Source organism: Stenotrophomonas sp. CCNWLW57, from assembly GCF_037203925.1.
GTDB classification, from domain to species: Bacteria; Pseudomonadota; Gammaproteobacteria; order Xanthomonadales; family Xanthomonadaceae; genus Stenotrophomonas; species Stenotrophomonas rhizophila_A.
This window is the reverse complement of the sequence record NZ_JBBCBJ010000006.1, coordinates 12,937-31,757: the sequence shown is the minus strand read 5'-3', so window position 1 is coordinate 31,757 and position 18,821 is coordinate 12,937. Positions and strand designations below refer to the sequence as shown.

General features: G+C 67.1%; 14 protein-coding genes. 9 read left to right on the top strand and 5 right to left on the bottom strand.

Annotated elements, in window-relative coordinates; all coding sequences use genetic code 11:
- Nucleotides 1–184 precede the first annotated feature (184 nt).
- Complete coding sequence (locus V9K91_RS14915) at nucleotides 185–1,228, top strand: GGDEF domain-containing protein (RefSeq protein ID WP_093535171.1); 1,044 nt, start codon at nucleotides 185–187, stop codon at nucleotides 1,226–1,228.
- A gap of 12 nt (nucleotides 1,229–1,240) precedes the next feature.
- On the top strand, nucleotides 1,241–3,721 hold the full coding sequence (locus tag V9K91_RS14910) for a putative peptide modification system cyclase (protein WP_306990098.1): 2,481 nt from the start codon (nucleotides 1,241–1,243) through the stop codon (nucleotides 3,719–3,721).
- 23 nt (nucleotides 3,722–3,744) lie between these two features.
- Here the strand turns inward: V9K91_RS14910 and V9K91_RS14905 are convergent, their stop codons facing one another.
- Nucleotides 3,745–4,047: an NHLP-related RiPP peptide gene (locus tag V9K91_RS14905; protein ID WP_249833491.1), complete on the bottom strand. Its 303-nt coding sequence runs from the start codon at nucleotides 4,045–4,047 to the stop codon at nucleotides 3,745–3,747.
- 192 nt (nucleotides 4,048–4,239) lie between these two features.
- On the opposite strand from V9K91_RS14905, the gene V9K91_RS14900 reads away from it, so the two are divergent.
- Together V9K91_RS14900 and V9K91_RS14895 are read left to right on the top strand one after the other, a co-directional pair.
- Complete coding sequence (locus tag V9K91_RS14900) at nucleotides 4,240–5,403, top strand: putative peptide maturation dehydrogenase (RefSeq protein WP_336443648.1); 1,164 nt, start codon at nucleotides 4,240–4,242, stop codon at nucleotides 5,401–5,403.
- A gap of 79 nt (nucleotides 5,404–5,482) precedes the next feature.
- Entirely contained in the window at nucleotides 5,483–7,957 is a 2,475-nt protein-coding gene (locus tag V9K91_RS14895; RefSeq protein WP_307107947.1) for a putative peptide modification system cyclase, read from the top strand.
- Nucleotides 7,958–8,042: 85 nt separating this feature from the next.
- Here the strand turns inward: V9K91_RS14895 and V9K91_RS14890 are convergent, their stop codons facing one another.
- Genes V9K91_RS14890 through V9K91_RS14880 form a run of 3 tightly spaced genes read right to left on the bottom strand, consistent with a single transcriptional unit; the run spans nucleotide 8,043 to nucleotide 12,842 of the window.
- Nucleotides 8,043–10,025, bottom strand: coding sequence for an acetyl/propionyl/methylcrotonyl-CoA carboxylase subunit alpha (locus V9K91_RS14890; RefSeq protein ID WP_306990090.1), 1,983 nt, complete (start codon nucleotides 10,023–10,025; stop codon nucleotides 8,043–8,045).
- A gap of 32 nt (nucleotides 10,026–10,057) precedes the next feature.
- Complete coding sequence (locus V9K91_RS14885) at nucleotides 10,058–11,668, bottom strand: carboxyl transferase domain-containing protein (RefSeq protein WP_093535161.1); 1,611 nt, start codon at nucleotides 11,666–11,668, stop codon at nucleotides 10,058–10,060.
- A gap of 10 nt (nucleotides 11,669–11,678) precedes the next feature.
- Complete coding sequence (locus tag V9K91_RS14880) at nucleotides 11,679–12,842, bottom strand: isovaleryl-CoA dehydrogenase (protein ID WP_068848392.1); 1,164 nt, start codon at nucleotides 12,840–12,842, stop codon at nucleotides 11,679–11,681.
- 102 nt (nucleotides 12,843–12,944) lie between these two features.
- Between V9K91_RS14880 and V9K91_RS14875 the strand changes: the two genes are divergently transcribed.
- The 3 genes from V9K91_RS14875 to V9K91_RS14865 all read left to right on the top strand — a co-directional run bounded on the left by V9K91_RS14875 (nucleotide 12,945) and on the right by V9K91_RS14865 (nucleotide 15,897).
- On the top strand, nucleotides 12,945–13,559 hold the full coding sequence (locus tag V9K91_RS14875) for a TetR/AcrR family transcriptional regulator (RefSeq protein WP_095362521.1): 615 nt from the start codon (nucleotides 12,945–12,947) through the stop codon (nucleotides 13,557–13,559).
- Nucleotides 13,560–13,664: 105 nt separating this feature from the next.
- Nucleotides 13,665–14,183, top strand: a complete 519-nt coding sequence (locus V9K91_RS14870; RefSeq protein WP_068848396.1) for a c-type cytochrome — start codon at nucleotides 13,665–13,667, stop codon at nucleotides 14,181–14,183.
- Nucleotides 14,184–14,451: 268 nt separating this feature from the next.
- Nucleotides 14,452–15,897: an ExeM/NucH family extracellular endonuclease gene (locus V9K91_RS14865; RefSeq protein ID WP_336443649.1), complete on the top strand. Its 1,446-nt coding sequence runs from the start codon at nucleotides 14,452–14,454 to the stop codon at nucleotides 15,895–15,897.
- Between the two features lie 16 nt (nucleotides 15,898–15,913).
- Here the strand turns inward: V9K91_RS14865 and V9K91_RS14860 are convergent, their stop codons facing one another.
- A complete protein-coding gene (locus tag V9K91_RS14860) occupies nucleotides 15,914–16,771 on the bottom strand; it encodes an EamA/RhaT family transporter (RefSeq protein ID WP_306990085.1) in 858 nt (285 codons plus the stop codon).
- A 55-nt stretch (nucleotides 16,772–16,826) separates the two neighbouring features.
- Here V9K91_RS14860 and V9K91_RS14855 point away from each other — a divergent pair, with 55 nt between their 5' ends.
- Together V9K91_RS14855 and zapE are read left to right on the top strand one after the other, a co-directional pair.
- Entirely contained in the window at nucleotides 16,827–17,501 is a 675-nt protein-coding gene (locus V9K91_RS14855) for an alpha/beta fold hydrolase (protein WP_306990084.1), read from the top strand.
- On the top strand, nucleotides 17,498–18,598 hold the full coding sequence (gene zapE / locus V9K91_RS14850; RefSeq protein WP_306990082.1) for a cell division protein ZapE: 1,101 nt from the start codon (nucleotides 17,498–17,500) through the stop codon (nucleotides 18,596–18,598). The genes V9K91_RS14855 and zapE overlap by 4 nt, the downstream gene beginning before the upstream one ends.
- Nucleotides 18,599–18,821: the final 223 nt, after the last annotated feature.

The window sequence follows — 18,821 nt, the reverse complement described above, 5'->3', positions numbered from 1 at the left end:
TCCGCCAAAGGCTCCATGCGGTAGGGGATGGCCGGTTCAAACCGGTCGCTGCGTTGGGGAAGACTGGGCCGGAGCGCCGGAGAAATCCGGGCGCCGGGGCATGGAAATGGGATGAGGCGCACACTTTTAAGGGGTGCTATCCTCATTCGCTCACCGGGGAACGCTGGGAAGCGGGTGTACGGGAATGACCGGCAAGCTTGCGACGAATGTGTGCGAACGAGCGTCAGACATCGCGCAGACCGCGATGGCTGAGATCGTGCACGCTGTCCTGAGCGCCGGCGAATTCGCCCTGTTTGCCGAATTCGGCCAGCATCGCGCGCTGCGCGCCGGCGAGCACCTGTTCCTGCGCAACCAGGCCGGCAGCACCATGTATGTCATCGTCACCGGTGCCATCGAGCTGGATTTCGGCGAAGACCTGGTGGTCAAGACGCTGGGCCAGCATGAGTTCTTCGGCGAACTGGGGCTGCTGATCGGCGACCACCCGCGCAGTGCCGACGCGCGCGCCACCACCGATTCGCTGGTGCTGGAGCTGGACCACACCGATTTCCAGCGCCTGGTCGACCGCGACCCCGGCCTGGTGGCCTACTTCCTGCGCCGCACGATCATGCGCGTGGTGAGCAACGAACAGGTGCTGATCCGGCAGCTGCGCCGGCGCAACCACGACCTCGAAACCGCGCTGGACAACCTCTACGTCACCACCCACCAGCTCACCCACACCCGCGAGCTGGTGCGTACCGACGAGTTGACCGGCCTGCACAACCGCCGCGGCCTGGCGTTGTACCTGCAGGAATGCCGCAACCATGACAACGGCGCGCCGCAGGGCCTGCTGCTGATCGACTGCGACCACTTCAAGCAGGTCAACGATGAGTACGGCCACCAGGCCGGCGACCGCGTGCTGCAGAGCGTGGCCAACATCCTTCGCTCGGTAGCCACCGAACAGGATCGTGCCTGCCGGTTGGGCGGGGATGAGTTCTGCCTGCTGTTGCGCCAAGCGGATCCCGATACCCTCCAGCACGCGGCCCAGTTCATCCTCAGTGCCGTGCACGGCCTGATGGGCCGGCCGGGCGGCCAGCCGCATGTCTGCCCGGTCAGCATCGGCGTGAGCCTGCTGGAACCGGACAGCGACTGGAGCGATTGGTACGCCCGCGCCGACAATGCGCTGTACCAGGCCAAGCGCCTGGGCGGCAACCGGTTGCACTGGTCGCGTGCCGCGACCGCCACGCCCTGACGGGGTATTCGAATGAACGGCGACAACGGAACGTCGACCCAGTCCCCACAGCTGCGCGCGCTGCTGTTTACCGATCTGTGCGATTCGGTGTCGCTGGTCGAGAAGATGGGCGACAGCGCCGCTGCAGAACTGTTCCAGCAACACGACCGTCTCGTGCTTGGCCTGCAGCAACAGTGGCGCGGGCAGCAGATCGACCGCTCTGACGGGCTCTTCCTACTCTTTGAGCGCGCAATCGATGGGCTGGGTTTTGCCCTCGACTACCAGCGTGGCCTGCAGGATATTGGCAAGGAGCGTGGAATTGAATTGCGCGCCCGCGCTGGCCTGCATGTGGGCGAAGTGCTGACATGGGAAAACAGCGCAGAGGCGATCAAGGTAGGGGCCAAGTCGTTGGAAGTAGAGGGCCTGGCAAAGCCGATGGCCGCGCGTCTGATGACCTTGGCCCGCCCCGGGCAGATTCTTATGTCGGCTGTGGCCGAGTCGTTGACCCGCCGCACCACCGCCGAACTTGGCGAGCGCGGCGGACGCCTGCACTGGAAATCGCACGGGCGCTGGCTCTTTAAAGGTATCCCGACTACGCAGGAAGTGTTCGAAGCAGGGGAAATGGGCTTCGCTCCACTGCGCATGCCGCGCGGCACTGCCAAGGCGCGTCGTGACCTGCCCTTATGGCGCCGTCCCGCGGCACTGGCAGCCGAAGTAGCGGCACTGGCATTGCTGGCCGTAGGAGGATGGGCACTGCTGCGACCAGAGCCAGCGATCGCCTTTGCAGAGCGGGATTGGGTCGTACTGGCCGATGTAGACAATCGCAGCGGCGAGCCGCTGTTCGACAACAGCCTGCAACGCGCATTGCTGATCAGCCTTGAGCAATCCAGATACGTCAATGTGCTGTCTGAAGGCAAAGTGCAGGAGTCACGCAACCTGCAGCAGGTGCCGACCGAGCGGGGCCTGGACCGGAATCTGGCTGGTGACGTTGCTCTGCGTGAAGGTGCGCGCATGGTGCTGGCGCCCAGCATCGGACGCTTGAATGGACGGTATGTAGTGGCTGTCGACCTGCTGGATCCGACCAGTCGGGCGGTAGTGCGGACCTACCGGGCAGACGCAAAGGACCCGAGCGGTGTCGTTGACGCAGTCGACGATGTCGTGGGGAGGTTGCGCGCTGGTCTGGGCGAAACGGTTGCGTCGGTGCAACAGTCCGTCCCCTTGCCGCAGGCATCAACAAGCGACCTGCAGGCGCTCAAATCGTTCGCCCTTGCTGAAAGCGCCATGGGGCGCCGTCGGTTCTCCGAAGCGGCCAAACTGTATGAGGCTGCGTTGGATGCCGACCCGGACTTCGCCATGGCGCACATGGGACTAGCCAAGCTGCAGGATCGGCTGGAGCGGCGTGCCGAAGCGCGGGTGCATCTGCAGCGCGCGCTGGCCCTCAACGATCGCCTGCCTCACCGCGAACGCCTCTACCTGAAGGCATGGTCGACAGAGCTCAGTCCGGGCGGGTGGCCGTTGGATGACTGGCGGGTGCTGGCCGACATCTATCCCGACTCATTTGCCGGGCTGTCCAATGCCTCGTGGTATCTGCTGATGGACAATCGCTTTGACGAGGCCGAGCGCTATGCGCGCGCTGCTTCCGTCCCGCAGGACGTAATGCGAGCCTATCCACTTGCGCACCTGGGACTGATCCAGCTGGGTACAAACCGTTTCGACGAGGCCATCCGCAGTTTCCAGACAGCTGAACAGTTGACCGGCCGCAAGGTCAGCGATGGCCGGGTGGACGTGCTGATCGCGTTGCGCCGTTACAAGGACGCGCAGGCGTTGATGGCCGAGCTGCCGAAAGGTCGCGACGAATTACAGAACCTCATGAACGTGCGAGCAAGAGTACTTCTGGCTGCCGATCAGGATGATTGCACGGGAATGAATGCGGCGCTCTCGAGCGAAGACGCCCCCACCGAATCCATCGACTTTCGTACGCAGGCCTTGTTGATGCGGGCCACCGTGGAAACGGCATGTGATCGGCGCGACAGCCGCTCGCTGAACGACATCGCGGCCCAGCTGACGCCCTTGCTCACCGGCAGCAATGACGTAAACATCCGCGACCGTGTCATGCGCTTGCTGAGCTTGGTATATCTTGCTCAGCGGCAGGGTGATCATGCACTGGCAGATCGCCTGCTGAGCGAAAACAACGCGCTGCTGGCCGCACAGTCGGTACCGATCGTCACCAAGTGGCGAACGATAGTGCTCGCCATGCAGCAGCTTGGCCGGAACCAACCGGCGAAGGCCGAGGCACTGCTTCGCCCGTTGCTGGATGGCACCGAACCGGTACAGGCCCGGGTGGTGTTCCGCGACGTGCAGCGCCAGCTGGGCAATGCCCAGGAATTCCAGGAGCAGAACAAGTGGCTGTTCGACCATCGTGGTCGTGCGTTCGCCGAGACATCGATCATCCAACTGTTGCAGCCGCTGAATGTACACGACAGCCTGGCTGACGCCACCCTGCGCCCGCAGTAGCGCGGGCGCAGGAATTGCCTCGGTTACTTGATGGCGTCGGTGACCTTGCCGGCTTCGAAACAGAAGATGACCGTCATCGCACCGTAGGACGTGCTCAGGTGCTTCTCCAGCTGAGCCTGCACTGCGCGAAGCTCTTCCACGCTCGCCAGCTGCTTGACGTCGCAGCAGTCAGGCTGGGCGTCGGTGTCGTAGCCGATCTCAGCAAGCGCCTTGCGGGTATCGTTCTGGAAAAGCTCACGGAAAGCGGGGTCGTCGATCAGCCGGCCGACCAGACGTGCAGCAGCTTCGGGAGCAATCTTGCTTTTTGCGGAAGTTACGTCGTTCATTGCGGACCTTCCAAGGGTGGGTAAAACGGTTGAGGTTGAGCAACGGTTATCGGCCGGCATGACCCGGAATGAAGCGCCGCGCGCGCGGCCGCATGCGAGCAGCAGAACGCAAATCCTGAGGGCAACAGGACAACCTGTAGCGAATGCCAGCGCTCGTCCTAGAATGTCGGGACACCGCCCCCGGACCTCTCCATGAAACTGCGCCGCTGCACCGTCGTGATGCTCGAACCCCGTGAACAGGTCCAGTTCGACCTTCAAGCGATCCTGCAGGGCCGAACCGAGCTCGCCACGAACACCACCTGGTTCGCGCTGGCCGGGCACCTGAGCCAACCTGTGGAGATCAGCGCGGCGCAGCGCGAACTGATTGGCACGCTCAGCCCCCGGCACTGGGTGGCAGCGGGCGAGCTTCCAGCCGATGGTACAGTCTGGCAGCCGCTGCTGGACGCCGGGCTGCTGATCGCGGATGACGAGGCCCACGCTGGCCCACGCGCGTGCGACGAGGCGCTGCGCGACATGCATTGGTGGCCGCTGTCTGCGCTGGCCCACCGCCACGCCCGCTGGCAGGGCGTGGATAGTGCGGCAGACATGCGTGCCAACGATCTGGTCACCGCCAAGGGCCTGCGTCGCCAGTTGGGCGCGCCGCCGCCGGCGGTCCACGAATACCCCGGGCAGTACGAACCGCTGCCGCCGGCCATCAGGGGTGACTACGACCAGCTGCTGGAAAGGCGCACCACATGCCGGAATTTCGACGCCGGGCGCAGCATCAGTCGCGAGCTGCTGGCGCAGTTGCTGCAGCGTACGGTAAAGGCCCAGGCCGTGGTCCAGGTAGAGGCGGACACCGAATTCCTGAAGAAGAACGTGCCCTCCGGTGGAGGGCTGCATGCCACCGAAACCTACCTGCTGGTGCAACGGGTGGACGGCATGGAGCCGGGGTTTTACCACTACCACCCAGTCCAGCATGCGCTGATCGGCCTGCCACGCCGGTGCGGGCGACCGCTGCAGGAGGTAGCTCGCGCCATGCTTTCCGGCCAGGACTGGTTTGCCGACGCGGCCGCGCACATCGTCCTCGTGCCGCGCTTTGCGCGGACCTACTGGAAGTACCGCAATCACGCGAAGGCGTACCGCGCGCTGCTCCTGGATGTGGGTCACATCTCGCAGGCACTGTACATGGCCGCTACCGAGCGCGGCATGGGTGCCTTCGTGACCGCTGCCATCAATGAGGTGGATACCGAAGATGCCTTCGCCCTGGACGGGGTGACCCAGAGTCCGGTTGCCATCGTCGGCGTCGGTTGGCGCGGCCCCGCGCTGGAAACGGCCGAGTTCGATCCCAACCATGTGGTGTGGACGCTCGGGTAGGGGATGGTGATACGCTCGCCCCTGCCACCGGCCGCATGGGTCGCACGACGCGACCGCCGGGCTTGGCTGGAATCCGCGCATGAACGGCGACACTGCCCACTCCCCCCCGCCACCGCTGCTCAAAGCACTGCTGTTCATTGACCTGTGCGATTCCCTCGGGCTGGTGGCACAGTTGGGCGACAGCATGGCCGCCGAGCTGTTCCAGCAGCACGACAGGCTGGTGTTGGCATTGCAGCGGAACTGGCATGGTCAGCAGGTTGATCGCTCCGATGGGGTGTTCCTGCTGTTCGAACGGCCGATCGACGCGCTCGGTTTCGCCTTGGACTACCAGCGGGAGCTGCTGGTAATCGGCAAGCAGCGCGGAATCGAACTGAGCGCGCGTGCAGGTCTGCACGTCGGGGAGGTGCTGACCTGGGATAACAGCGCGGAGGCGATCCGGGCCGGGGCCAAGCCGGTCGCGGTCGAAGGCCTGGCCATGCCCATGGCTGCCCGCCTGATGATGCTCGCTTGGCCAGGCCAGATCCTGCTGTCGTCTGTGGCCGAATCGCTGACCCGCCGCGCCAGCGCCGCGCTGGGCGATCGTGGCCTGCGGCTGCTGTGGAAATCACACGGACGCTGGCGGTTCAAGGCAGTGCCAGGCGCCCAGGACATCTTTGAGGTAGGCGAAGTCGGGGTCACCCCGCTGCGCATGCCGCGTGGCAACGTCAACTCGCGCCGTGTGCTGCCGCTGTGGCGTCGCCCTGCAGCCATTGCTGCTCAATTGGTCGTGTTGGCGACGGTGGGCGTGGGGGCGTGGCTGCTGCTACGTCCTGTACCCGCCATCGCCTTTGCAGAACGCGACTGGGTGGTGCTGGCCGACGTGGAGAACGCCAGCGGCGAGGCGCTGTTCGATCATTCGCTGCAGCGCGCGGTATTGGTGAGCCTGGAGCAGTCGCGTTATGTCAATGTCCTGTCCACCAGCAAGGTGACCGAATCGCGCGACCTGCTGCGGGTACCGTCCGGGCAAGGGCTGGATCGTGAACTGGCCAGTGACGTGGCCGCGCGCGAAGGCGCTCGCATGGTGGTGGCGCCCGCCATCCGCCAGTCCAGTGGACACTACCTGGTCAGCGTTGACCTGCTGGATCCCACCAGTCGCGCCGTGGTGCGCAGTTACCGTGCGAAGGCCGGTACCTCAACGGAGGTGATGGCGGCGGTGGACGACGTGGTGGGCCAGCTGCGTGCAGGGCTCGGTGAATCGGTGGCGTCAGTGCAGCAGTCGGTACCGCTGCCGCAGGCCTCTACTGCCAACCTGCAGGCGCTGAAATCCTTCGCGCTGGCAGAGAGCGCCTTGGGCCGTCGGCGCTTCTCCGAATCGGCCAAGCTGTATGAGGCGGCGATCGATGCCGACCCGGATTTCGCCATGGCCCACATCGGACTGGCCAAGCTGCTTGTACGCCTGGAGCAACGCGCCCAAGCGCAGCCGCACCTCGCGCGCGCGCTGGCCGTGAGCCAGCGCTTGCCGCACCGCGAGCGGCTCTACCTCAAGGCCTGGAGCAACGAGCTGAGTGCTGACTCGTGGCCGTTGGACGACTGGCGCGCGCTGGCCGACATCTATCCCGACTCCTTTGCCGGCCTGTCCAACACCTCCTGGTACCTGCTGACCGACAACCGCTACGAGGATGCCGAGCGCTATGCGATTGCCGCTGCGTTGCCGCAGAACCCGATGCGCGCCTACCCGATCGCGCACCTGGGCTGGATCCAACTGGGCACCAACCGGTATGACGACGCGCTGCGTAGTTTCAAACTATCCGAAACGTTGACCGGGCGGGCGGCCAGCGATCCACGCGCCGACGTGCTGATTGCCATGCGCCGGTACAGGGACGCACAGGCGCTGCTGACCCAGCTGGGCAAGCCGCGCGACGAACTGCAGGCGCTGATGAACGTGCGGGTGCGGCTGCTGCTGGCGGCTGACCAGGATGACTGCACGGGCATGCGCACGGCGCTGTCATCGGAAGCGGCACCGGAGTCGGCCGATTTCCACGTGCATGCCGCGCTCATGCGGGCCGTGGTGGATACCGCGTGCGAACAGGGCGAAGCCAAGGCGCTGGCCGATATCGCCACCGAGCTGCGCCCGCTGCTGGCCGCGACCACCGATCCGAGCATGCCCGACCGCATCCTGCGCCTGCTGTCGCTGACCTATCTGGCCCAGCGCCAGGGCGAGCACGCACTGGCCAACCGGCTGCTGGCCGAGTACGACGCGCAGGTGGTGCAGCAGAAGAACCCGGTGATCGGAAAGTGGCGCACCATGGTGCTTGCCATGCAGGAAATCGGCCGGGGTGCACCCCAGCAGGCCGTGGCGCTGCTGCAGCCGATGATGGATGGCAGTGAACCGGTGCAGGCGCATGTGGCGCTGCGCGAGGCGTACCGCCTGCTGGGCGATGGTGAGCAGTTCCAGAAGCAGAACGAATGGCTGTTCGAGAACCGGGGAAGGGCGATCGCGGAGGTTGCCAACACCCAGTTGATGCAGGCATTGAACGTGCATGACACGGTGTCGGACGCTACGTTGCGGCGGTGAATGTGCGTCGTTGTCGGGCACCGCGATGACACCCATGGGGTGTCACTACGTCGATGCGTATCCGCTCTTCGTTCCGGCAACGCGGTTACGTGGCTTCGAAATCCACCAGCACCGCGCCATCGGCCACCTGGTCACCCGCCTTGACCCGATACCCCTGCACCGTGCCATCGGCCGGGGCCTGCAGGGTGTGCTCCATCTTCATCGCTTCCAGCACCAACAACGGTGTACCGCGCACCACCTGCGTGCCCGCTGCCAGCAGCGTGGCCACGATGCGGCCCGGCATCGGTGCGACCAGGCTGCCGGCGTCCGCTACAGCGTGGTCCGCTTCGCTCACCGGATCATGCAGGGTGAAGCGCTGCACGCCGTCGTTGCCGAACAGGTACAGCTCGCTGCCATCGCGCACCACGCGGGCGCGGTGCAGGCGCTCTCCCACCTGCAACGCCAGCCGCTCGCCCACCATCCGGCCCTGCGCCGATACCGTGGTGCCGCCCACCTCGATGGACCACGCCTCGCCATGGCCTTCAACGGCCACCACCTGCTGGCTGCCACGATGCTCCAGCGTCAGCCGCCGCGCCGCACGCTGTCCCAACCGCCAGCCATCGCGCGCCTGCCACGGCGAGTGCGGGTCGCGCGCATCCATCGGGGCCGCTGCGTCCGTCGCCATCGCAGCTACGGCCGCCAGCGCCCACAGGGCAGGGTCGGTATCGCCCTGATGCGGTGCCAGCGCGGCCTGCTCGCGTTCGATCAACGCGGTATCCAGCTTCGCGTTGGCGAATGAATCGGTCATCACCAGCCGGCGCAGGAACGCGGCGTTGGTGGTCACGCCCACCACTTCGCACTCGGCCAGCGCCTGCTGCATGCGGCGCAGCGCGGCATCGCGGTCCACATCCCACACGATCAGCTTGGCGATCATCGGGTCGTAGAACGGGGTGATCGCATCGCCCTGTTCCACACCCGCATCCACGCGCACGTGCGCGCTGCCGGACGGCAGGCGCAGGTGGCGCAGGGTGCCGGTGGAAGGCAGAAAGCCCTTGTCGGCATCTTCGGCATACAGCCGCGCTTCCAGCGCATGGCCGTTGATCTGCAGTTGTTCCTGCTGCAGCGGCAGCGGGGCGCCGCTGGCCACGCGCAGCTGCCACTCCACCAGGTCGGTACCGGTGATGCACTCGGTCACCGGGTGTTCCACCTGCAGCCGGGTGTTCATTTCCATGAAATAGAAATCGCCGTCGGGCCCGGCGATGAATTCCACCGTGCCGGCGCCCACGTAATTCACTGCGCGCGCGGCATCCACCGCGGCCTTGCCCATGGCGGCGCGGCGCTCGGGCGTCATGCCCGGCGCAGGTGCTTCTTCCAGCACCTTCTGGTGGCGGCGCTGCACCGAGCAGTCGCGCTCGAACAGGTACACCACGTTGCCGTGGCTGTCGCCAAACACCTGGATCTCGATATGGCGCGGGCGCTCCACGTACTTTTCCACCAGCACGTGCGCGTTGCCGAACGCGGACTGCGCCTCGCGCTGGCAGCTGGCCAGCGCCTCGGTAAAGGCCGCGCTGTCGTCCACCTTGCGCATGCCCTTGCCGCCGCCGCCGGCGCTGGCCTTGATCAGCACCGGGTAGCCGATGCCGTCGGCCTGTTCGCGCAGGAACGCCGGTTCCTGCGCGTCGCCGTGGTAGCCCGGGGTCAGCGGCACGCCGGCCTGCGCCATCAGCGCCTTGGCCGCGCTCTTGTCGCCCATCGCACGGATCGCCGCAGCAGACGGGCCGATGAACACGATGCCCGCCTCGGCGCAGGCCTGCGCGAAGTCCGCGTTTTCCGACAGGAAGCCGTAACCGGGGTGGATCGCCTGCGCGCCGGTGCGGCGTGCCGCATCCAGGATGGCGTCGGCGCGCAGGTAGCTTTCGCGCGCCGGTGCCGGGCCGATGCCCACGGCCTCGTCGGCCAGGCGCACATGGCGTGCATCGCGGTCTGCGTCGGAGTACACCGCCACCGTGGCAATGCCCAGGCGCTGGCAGGTGGCGATGACGCGGCAGGCGATTTCGCCACGGTTGGCGATCAGGATCTTGGTGAACATGGAAGTCTCGTTGCGCATGCCAGGGGGCCGGATCACATCCGGAACACGCCGAAATCGGTCTTGCGGGCCGGGGCGTTGAGGCTGGCCGACAAGGCCAGGCCCAGCACGCGGCGGGTGTCGGCCGGGTCGATCACGCCGTCATCCCACAACCGCGCGCTGGCGTAGTAGGGGTGGCCCTGCTGCTCGAACTGGTCGCGGATCGGGCTCTTGAAGGTGTCTTCGTCCTGCGCCGACCACTGCCCGCCCTTGGCTTCAATGCCATCGCGCTTCACCGTGGCCAGCACGCTCGCCGCCTGCTCGCCGCCCATCACGCCGATGCGCGCGTTCGGCCACATCCACAGGAAGTTGGGCGAATAGGCACGGCCGCACATGCCGTAGTTGCCGGCGCCGAACGAACCGCCGATCACCACCGTGAACTTGGGCACCTTGGCGCAGGCCACCGCCATCACCAGCTTGGCCCCGTCCTTGGCGATGCCGCCGTGTTCGTACTTGCGGCCCACCATGAAGCCGGTGATGTTCTGCAGGAACACCAGCGGAATGCCGCGCTGGGTGCACAGTTCGATGAAGTGCGCGCCCTTGAGTGCCGATTCGGAGAACAGGATGCCGTTGTTGGCGATGATCCCCACCGGGTAACCGTGCAGGTGTGCAAAGCCGGTCACCAGCGTGTTGCCGTAGCGCGGCTTGAATTCGTCGAAGCGCGAATCGTCCACCAGGCGCATGATCACCTCGCGCACGTCGTAGGGCTTGCGCGTGTCGGCCGGGATCACCCCGTACAGTTCCTGCGCCGGGTAGCGCGGTTCCACCGGGGCCTGCACCGCCAGTGCCGGTTCGGGCTTGCGCCAGTTGAGCTGGGCGATGATCGCGCGCACCCGGGCCAGCGCCTGCAGGTCGTTGTCGGCCATGTGGTCGGCCACCCCGGAAATGCGCGTGTGCACATCGGCACCGCCCAGTTCCTCGGCGGTGACCACTTCACCGGTGGCGGCCTTCACCAGCGGCGGGCCGCCCAGGAAGATGGTGCCCTGCTCGCGCACGATCACCGTTTCATCGCTCATCGCCGGCACGTAGGCGCCGCCGGCGGTGCACGAGCCCATCACGCAGGCGATCTGCGGAATGCCCTGCGCCGACAGGTTGGCCTGGTTGTAGAAGATCCGGCCGAAATGGTCGCGGTCCGGGAACACCTCGTCCTGCAGCGGCAGGAACGCGCCACCGGAGTCCACCAGGTAGATGCACGGCAGCCGGTTCTGTTCGGCCACCTCCTGCGCGCGCAGGTGCTTCTTCACCGTCATCGGGTAATAGGTGCCGCCCTTGACCGTGGCATCGTTGGCCACGATCACGCATTCCACCCCGGACACACGACCAATGCCGGCCACCACGCCTGCGCTGGCGATGCTGTCGCCATACATGCCGTGCGCGGCCAGCGGCGCGATTTCCAGGAACGCGCTGCCCGGGTCGAGCAGGGCATCGATGCGGTCGCGCACCAGCAGCTTGCCGCGCGCGGTGTGTTTCTGCCGCGCCGCTTCCGTGCCGCCCAGCGCGGTCTGCGCCAGGGTGGCGCGCAGGTCGTCGACCACCGCCTGCAGCGCAGTGCGGTTGGCCTCGAAGCTCTCGCTGCCCGGTTGCAGCTGGGTGCTCAGTACCGTCATGGCTTCGTCCTTACTTGGTGCGCTGGAACAGTTCGCGGCCGATCAGCATGCGGCGGATTTCCGAGGTGCCGGCGCCGATCTCATACAGCTTGGCATCGCGCCACAAGCGCCCGGTGGGGTATTCGTTGATGTAGCCGTTGCCGCCCAGGATCTGGATCGCCTGGCCGGTCAGCCAAGTGGCCTTCTCGGCCGAATACAGAATGGCACCGGCCGCATCCTGACGGGTGGTGCGGCCCAGGTCGCAGGCGCGCGCCACCGCATACACATAGGCGCGGCAGGCGTTGAGGCCCACGTACATGTCGGCCAGCTTGGCCTGCATCAGCTGGAACGTGCCGATCGCCTGACCGAACTGCTTGCGCTCATGCACGTACGGCATCACCACGTCCATCGCGGCCGACATCAGGCCCAGCGGGCCGCCGGACAGCACCACGCGCTCAAAATCCAGCCCGGACATCAGCACGTTCACGCCGCCACCGACCGCGCCCAGCACGTTCGCTTCGGGCACTTCGCAATCCTCGAACACCAGCTCGCAGGTGTTGGAGCCGCGCATGCCCAGCTTGTCCAGCTTCTGCGCGGTGGAGAAGCCCTTCATGCCCTTTTCGACCAGGAAGGCGGTGATGCCCTTGGCGCCGGCTTCCACGTCGGTCTTGGCGTACACCACCAGCACGTCGGCATCCGGGCCGTTGGTGATCCACATCTTGTTGCCGTTGAGCACGTAGTGGTCGCCGCGCTTGTCCGCGCGCAGCTTCATCGACACCACGTCCGAACCGGCGCCCGGTTCGCTCATGGCCAGCGCGCCGACCTTTTCACCGCTGCACAGGCCGGGCAGGAAGCGCTGCTTCTGCTCTTCGGTGCCGTTCTTGCGCAGCTGGTTCACGCACAGGTTCGAATGCGCGCCGTAGGACAGGCCGATGCCGCCGGAGGCGCGCGAAATTTCTTCCATCGCCACCACATGGGCCAGGTAGCCCATGCCGCTGCCGCCGTATTCTTCTTCCACGGTCAGGCCGAGCAGGCCCTGCTCGCCGAGCTTGCGCCACAGCGGGTGCGGGAACAGGTTTTCCTCATCGGCCTTGGCCGCCAGCGGCGCGATCTCGGCCGAGGCAAAATGGGCCACGCTCTGGCGGAGCATGTCGATCTCTTCGCCGAGGTCGAAGTTCATGGTGGGGACGTGCATGAGGCGGCTCCGCAACGGCTGGAAGGGGTCGAATGCTCCCAGCCTAGTCCTCCCGGGGGTAAAAGTGAACACAAATTCAAAAATTGAACATAGAATCAGCAAATGGCCTATAAACGCTCAGCTTTGATGGAAGAACGCCTGGCCGGGGCCCGCGAGCGGATCCTGCTGGCCACTCGGCGCCTGGTGGCGGCCGGCGGCTACCGGAATGCCCCGGTCACCGCCGTGGCGGCCGAAGCGGGGGTGTCCACCGGGCTGATCTACCGGCACTTCCCGTCCAAGGCCGAGCTGTTCGTGGAGGTGCTGACCGACGCGGTCGAGCATGAACTGCGCATCTTCGAAGCCATCGCCGCCGAACCGCTGCCCGCGCCCGAGCGCCTGCGCCGGGCGATCACCGCCTTCGTGCGCCGCGCCCTGGCCGGCCCCGGGCTGGCCTACGCCTTCATCGCCGAACCGGTTGATCCGGAAGTGGAAGCCGAGCGCATCCGCTGCCGCCGCCTGTTCGGTGACGTGTTCCGCCGCATCGTGGCCGATGGCGTTGAAGCCGGCAGTTTCCCTGCGCAGGACACCGACGTGGCGGCCGCCTGCATCGTCGGTGCGTTCACCGAAGCGCTGGTCGGCCCCACCGCGCCCAGCCGCGATGCGCACGGCGACCAGACCGCGCTGGTCGAATCCATCTGCGTTTTCTGCCTGCGTGCTGCAGGCGCTCCCCAGGTGTGATGCTGCATTGCGGTAGTGGGAGGCGGCTTGCAGAGCGCCGCCGACGCTGGTCATACTCGGCCGACAAGCCGTGGTCCAACGACTACCAGCCAGGGGTAACAGAGAGTGCGGAATTACGACCTCGAGTTCCTGAAACGCTTTTCCATGGTCATTGCCTTATTGATGGCCATCACGCTCGGATTGATCCTGTTCGCCGCGTACCTGCACACCCGCATTCCCCCTGAAGTCTCGCCCCAGGCCGCCAAGCGCACCGAACTGCGCATTGCCCCGGCCGGTGCGGTCTATGCCGGCGCCACCGGTGCTGCCGACCAGGCCGCCGCCAAGGCGGCGGCGATGGCCAAGGCCGCCTCGCAGGTGGCTTACGGCGGCACCACCGACGGCAAGGTGATCTTCGACAACCTGTGCACCGCCTGCCACACCACCGGCGTCGGCCAGGCACCGACCCTGGACCACGCCCATTGGGATGCGCGCCTTGCCCAGGGCAAGGACACCCTCTACAAGCACGCCATCGAGGGCTACACCGGCCCCGATGGCGGGATCATGCCGCCCAAGGGCGGCAACCCCGGCCTGAGCGAAGAGCAGATCCACGCCACCGTCGATTGGATGCTCGCAAACCTGAAATAACCGGCGCACATCACGAACGGCAGAGCCGACTGTTAGTCGGCTGCGGGTAGAGCCGACTGTTAGTCGGCTGCAGGTAGAGCCGACTGTCAGTCGGCTGCCGTTCGCGCGGACCCTGCAATCTCCCGTGCTCCGGAGCCAAGCCGACTAACAGTCGGCTCTACCAGCCGGGTCCAACCGTCCCGCCCGGTCCGCGCATCCAGCCTCTCCGGCAAAGCCGACTTTCATGTTTCACGGTTACCCTGTGCACCCGTTCCCGGAATCGCCGTCGATGCGCCGTCGCACCCTCGCTCTTGCCCTGTCGCTGCTGCTGCCCGCCACCGCGTTCGCCCAGGCCCAGCCGCAGCCACGCCCGACCGCATCGACCCCGGCGACCTCCGCCCCCGTCACCATCACCCTCACCGCCGCGCCCGCCGACTGGCGCACCCTCGACGGCCAGCACGTGCGCATCGCCGCCCCGCTGACCCTGGCAGGCACCGACGGCCTGGCCCGTTTCGGCGAACTCACCGTCGCCTTCGACGGCCGCCTCTGGCAGCCCAGCGAAGTGGCCGCCCCCGGCACCGATGCCCACGCCAAGGTGATCGCCGATAACCAGCGCCGCCGCCTGCTGCTCGATGACGGCAGCACCGCGCGCGACCCGGGTCCTGTGGCCTACCTGCCCGCCGCTGCCACCCTGCGCACCGGCACCGTGCTGCGCAACGTCGAAGGCATCGTCCACGTGGACGCCAAGGGCACCCCGCGCCTGCAGGTCACCACCCCGCTGACGCTGCCGGCGCTCAACCGCCCGGCCGCCCCGGTGGTGCCCGGCGCGCTCAAGGTGGCCGCCTTCAACCTGGAGAACTTCTTCAACGGCGACGGCCAGGGCGGCGGTTACCCGACCCTGCGCGGCGCCCGCACCCTGGCCGAACACCAGGCCCAGACCGCCAAGCTGGTGGCCACCGTCAACGCACTCGGCGCCGACGTGGCCGCGCTGATGGAACTGGAAAACGACGGCTACGGCCCGCAGTCGGCGATTGCCGAACTGGTCGCCGCGCTCAATGCCAACCGCGGCAAAGGTGCGGACTGGGCCTTCATCGACGCCGGCAAGGGCCCGGGCGAGAACCCCATCCGCGTGGGCATCATCTACCGCAGCTCGCGGGTGACCCCGGTGGGCGCCCCCGCCGTGCTGGACACCGCCCCGTTCGGTCCGCACAGCCGCGTACCACTGGCCCAGGCGTTCCGCGCCGGCAAGGGCGCGCCGTTCGTGGTGGTGGCCAATCACTTCAAGTCCAAGGGCTGCTCGGAAGCGGCCGGCGCCGACGCCGACCAGAACGACGGCCAGGGCTGCTGGAACGCCACCCGCGTGGAATCGGCGCGCCTGCTCAACCAGTGGCTGGGTACCGACCCGACCGGCGCCGGCACCACCGACGCGATCCTGCTGGGCGACTTCAACGCCTACGCGATGGAAGCCCCGGTCCGCGCCCTGCACGATGCCGGCTGGCGCGACGCCTTCGCCGTGGCCAAGGTCGAGCGCCCCTACAGCTACGTCTACAACGGCATGACCGGCCGCCTCGACCACGCCCTGCTCAGCCCGGGCATGGCCAAGCGCCTGCGCGGCGCGGCCGAATGGCACATCAATGCCGACGAAGCCGACGACGTCGGTTACCGCGACCGCAACGAAGCCGGCCCGTGGCGCAGTTCCGACCACGACCCGTTGATCCTGGGTTTCGACCGCTAACCAGGCTGCGCGCGCATCACCCCCACGCGATAAACCCAATCGCCACCACCGCCAACACCAACCCCGCGCGGTTCCACCGCGTGGTCGGCTCGCCGAACGCCAACACCCCCACCAGCGCCCCCAGCACCACCACGCCGATATTCATCCCGGCGAACACCGTGGCAGGGCTGTCCGGCATCGCCTGGTGGGCGTGCACGTAAAACAGGATGTTGCCGCCATTGAGCAGCCCCAACAGCGCCCCCGCACCCACGTTGCGCGCGCGCAACCGGCTGCGCCCACTGAAGTGCCGCCACAGCTGCAGCCCCAGCATCAACACAAACGCAATGCTGAAACACGCCAGCAGCGCCGCCATCGACGGCGTCCCCGACAGCGCCACCTGCTTCAGCAGCACATCCACCAGCGCAAAGCCCACCCACACCGCCAGCAGCCAGCGCCAGCTGCCCGCCTCGCCGGCCGCCGCCGGCCCACGCGGGCGCAGGCTGATGCCCAGCATCGCCACCAGCCCCAGCCCCAGTCCAAGCAGCTTGAGCGGGGTCGCCGTCTGCCCGAAGAACACAAACGCAGCCAACAACGACAGCAACAGCGACAGCCGCTGCGCCACGTCCGTGCGAACGATCCCGGCCACCGCCACCGTGCGGCCCAGCACCAGGAACAGCGAAGGCAGCACCACCGCCAGCACCAGCAGGGCCGGCCACGGCGCATGGCTTGATTGCAGCGCCTCCAGCGGCGGCCGCAGCACCCCTGCCGTAAGCCCGGCGGCCACCAGGTAGTTCCAGGTCACCATCTGGGCGACATCCAGATGGCGGCGTGCGGCCAGCTTCAGCAGCACCGACACCAACACGCTGCAGACCACGCTGAAAAGCAGATAGAACATGGGGTTCCAGGCAGGCGCGGCAGTGCAGCCCGCGGGGGAGCGGTATTATGACGCCATGCACAATCCCCCTTTCCCCAATGAAAGCACCACCCTGCAGCTGGCCGGGCCGGTTGGCGCGCTGGACGTGATGGTCGACCCGCCCAAGGCCGACGTGCCCGCGCAGCCGGTGGTGGCGGTCATCTGCCACCCGCTGTCCACCGAAGGCGGCAGCATGCACAACAAGGTGGTGACCATGGTCGGCACCACCCTGCGCGAGCTGGGCATTGCCACCGTGCGCTTCAACTTCCGCAGCGTCGGCACCTCGGCCGGCGAATTCGACCATGGCGTGGGCGAGCAGGACGACCTCAAGGCCGTGGTGGCCTGGGTGCGCCAGCAGCGCCCCGACGCCACCCTGTGGCTGGCCGGCTTCAGCTTCGGCGCCTTCGTCTCCCTGCGCGCGGCCGCCGAGCTGCAGCCCCAGGTGCTGATCTCGATCGCCCCGCCCGCCGGGCGCTGGGACTTCGACGGCGTGCAGCCGCCGGCCAACTGGCTGGTCATCCAGGGCGAGGCCGACGAAATCGTCGACCCGCAGGCGGTCTATGACTGGCTGGACGAGCTGGGCGCCCCGCACGAGCTGGTGCGCATGCCCGAAACCAGCCACTTCTTCCACCGCAAGCTGATCGACCTGCGCGGCGCGGTGCTCCACGGCGTCAAGGGCTGGCTGCCGAACCCGGAAAGCGCCACCGCATGAGCGATACCGCACTGACCCCGTCGCAGCGCTACGCCGAAGGCGTGGCCCGGGGCGAATGGCAGAACGACCCGGCCCAGCACGCCGCACTGGCCGAGCTGGACCGCATCCACCTGGCCCTGGTCGACAGCGCCCAGGACGGCTGGCTGGATCGCCTGTCCGCCTTCTGGAAGAAGCCCGAGCCGGTCAAGGGCCTGTATTTCTGGGGCGGGGTAGGGCGCGGCAAGACCTTCCTGGTGGACCTGTTCTACGACGGGCTGCCGATCGAACAGAAGTACCGCACCCACTTCCACCGCTTCATGCGCGGCATCCACGAGCGCCTGCGCGAACACCAGGGGCAGAGCGACCCGCTGGCCCGGATCGCCCAGGAATGGCGCGCCAAGCTGCGCGTACTGGTGCTGGACGAGTTCTTCGTCACCGACATCGGCGATGCCATGCTGCTGGCGCGCCTGCTCGAACGCCTGTTCGCCGAAGGGGTCACCCTGGTCACCACCTCCAACACGGCGGTGGAGAACCTGTACCTGAATGGCCTGCAGCGCGACAGCTTCCTGCCTGCCATCGGCCTGCTGAAGACCTACTGCGTGGAGCTGTACGCCGAGGGCACCGAAGACTACCGGATGCGGGCGCTGACCCATTCGCCGGTCTACCAGGCCCCGCGCGACGAGCACAGCGATGCCTGGCTGGCCAGCCGCTGGGCCGCGCTGAGCGGCGGACAGCCGCCCAAGCCGGGCAACATCGAGATCGAAGCACGCAAGATCCCGGTGCGCGCCCGCGGCAAGAGCATCGTCTGGTTCGACTTCAAGGCCCTGTGCGAGGGCCCGCGCGGCCCCTCGGACTACATCGAGATCGCCCGCGAGTTCAACACCGTGCTGCTGGGTGACATCCCGCATTTCGACCGCATGAATGAAGATGCCGCGCGCCGCTTCGTGAACCTGATCGACGAGCTGTACGACCGCCACGTCAACCTGGTCTGCACCGCCACCGACGCCCCGGTAGCCCTCTACACCGGCACCCGCCTGCAGGGCGCCTTCGAGCGCACCGCCTCGCGCCTGATAGAGATGCAAAGCGCGGAATACCTCGGCACGCCCCACAGGGCGTAACCGAGCCAACCGGCCGTCACCCGAGCTGGAACAACGGGCCGGAACAAGGCGTAGGGACACGCCATGCGTGTCCGCGCGGTGCCCGATCCGCGCGTAATTGTTACGTCCACGTGACGCCCATCGTTCCGTTTTTCGAACGCTTGAATCGCACGAAAAGTCGCCCCCAACCCTTGACTGCGCACTCGCTTTCGACGGGTCGCGACCGTTCGTCGGACGCCTGCAA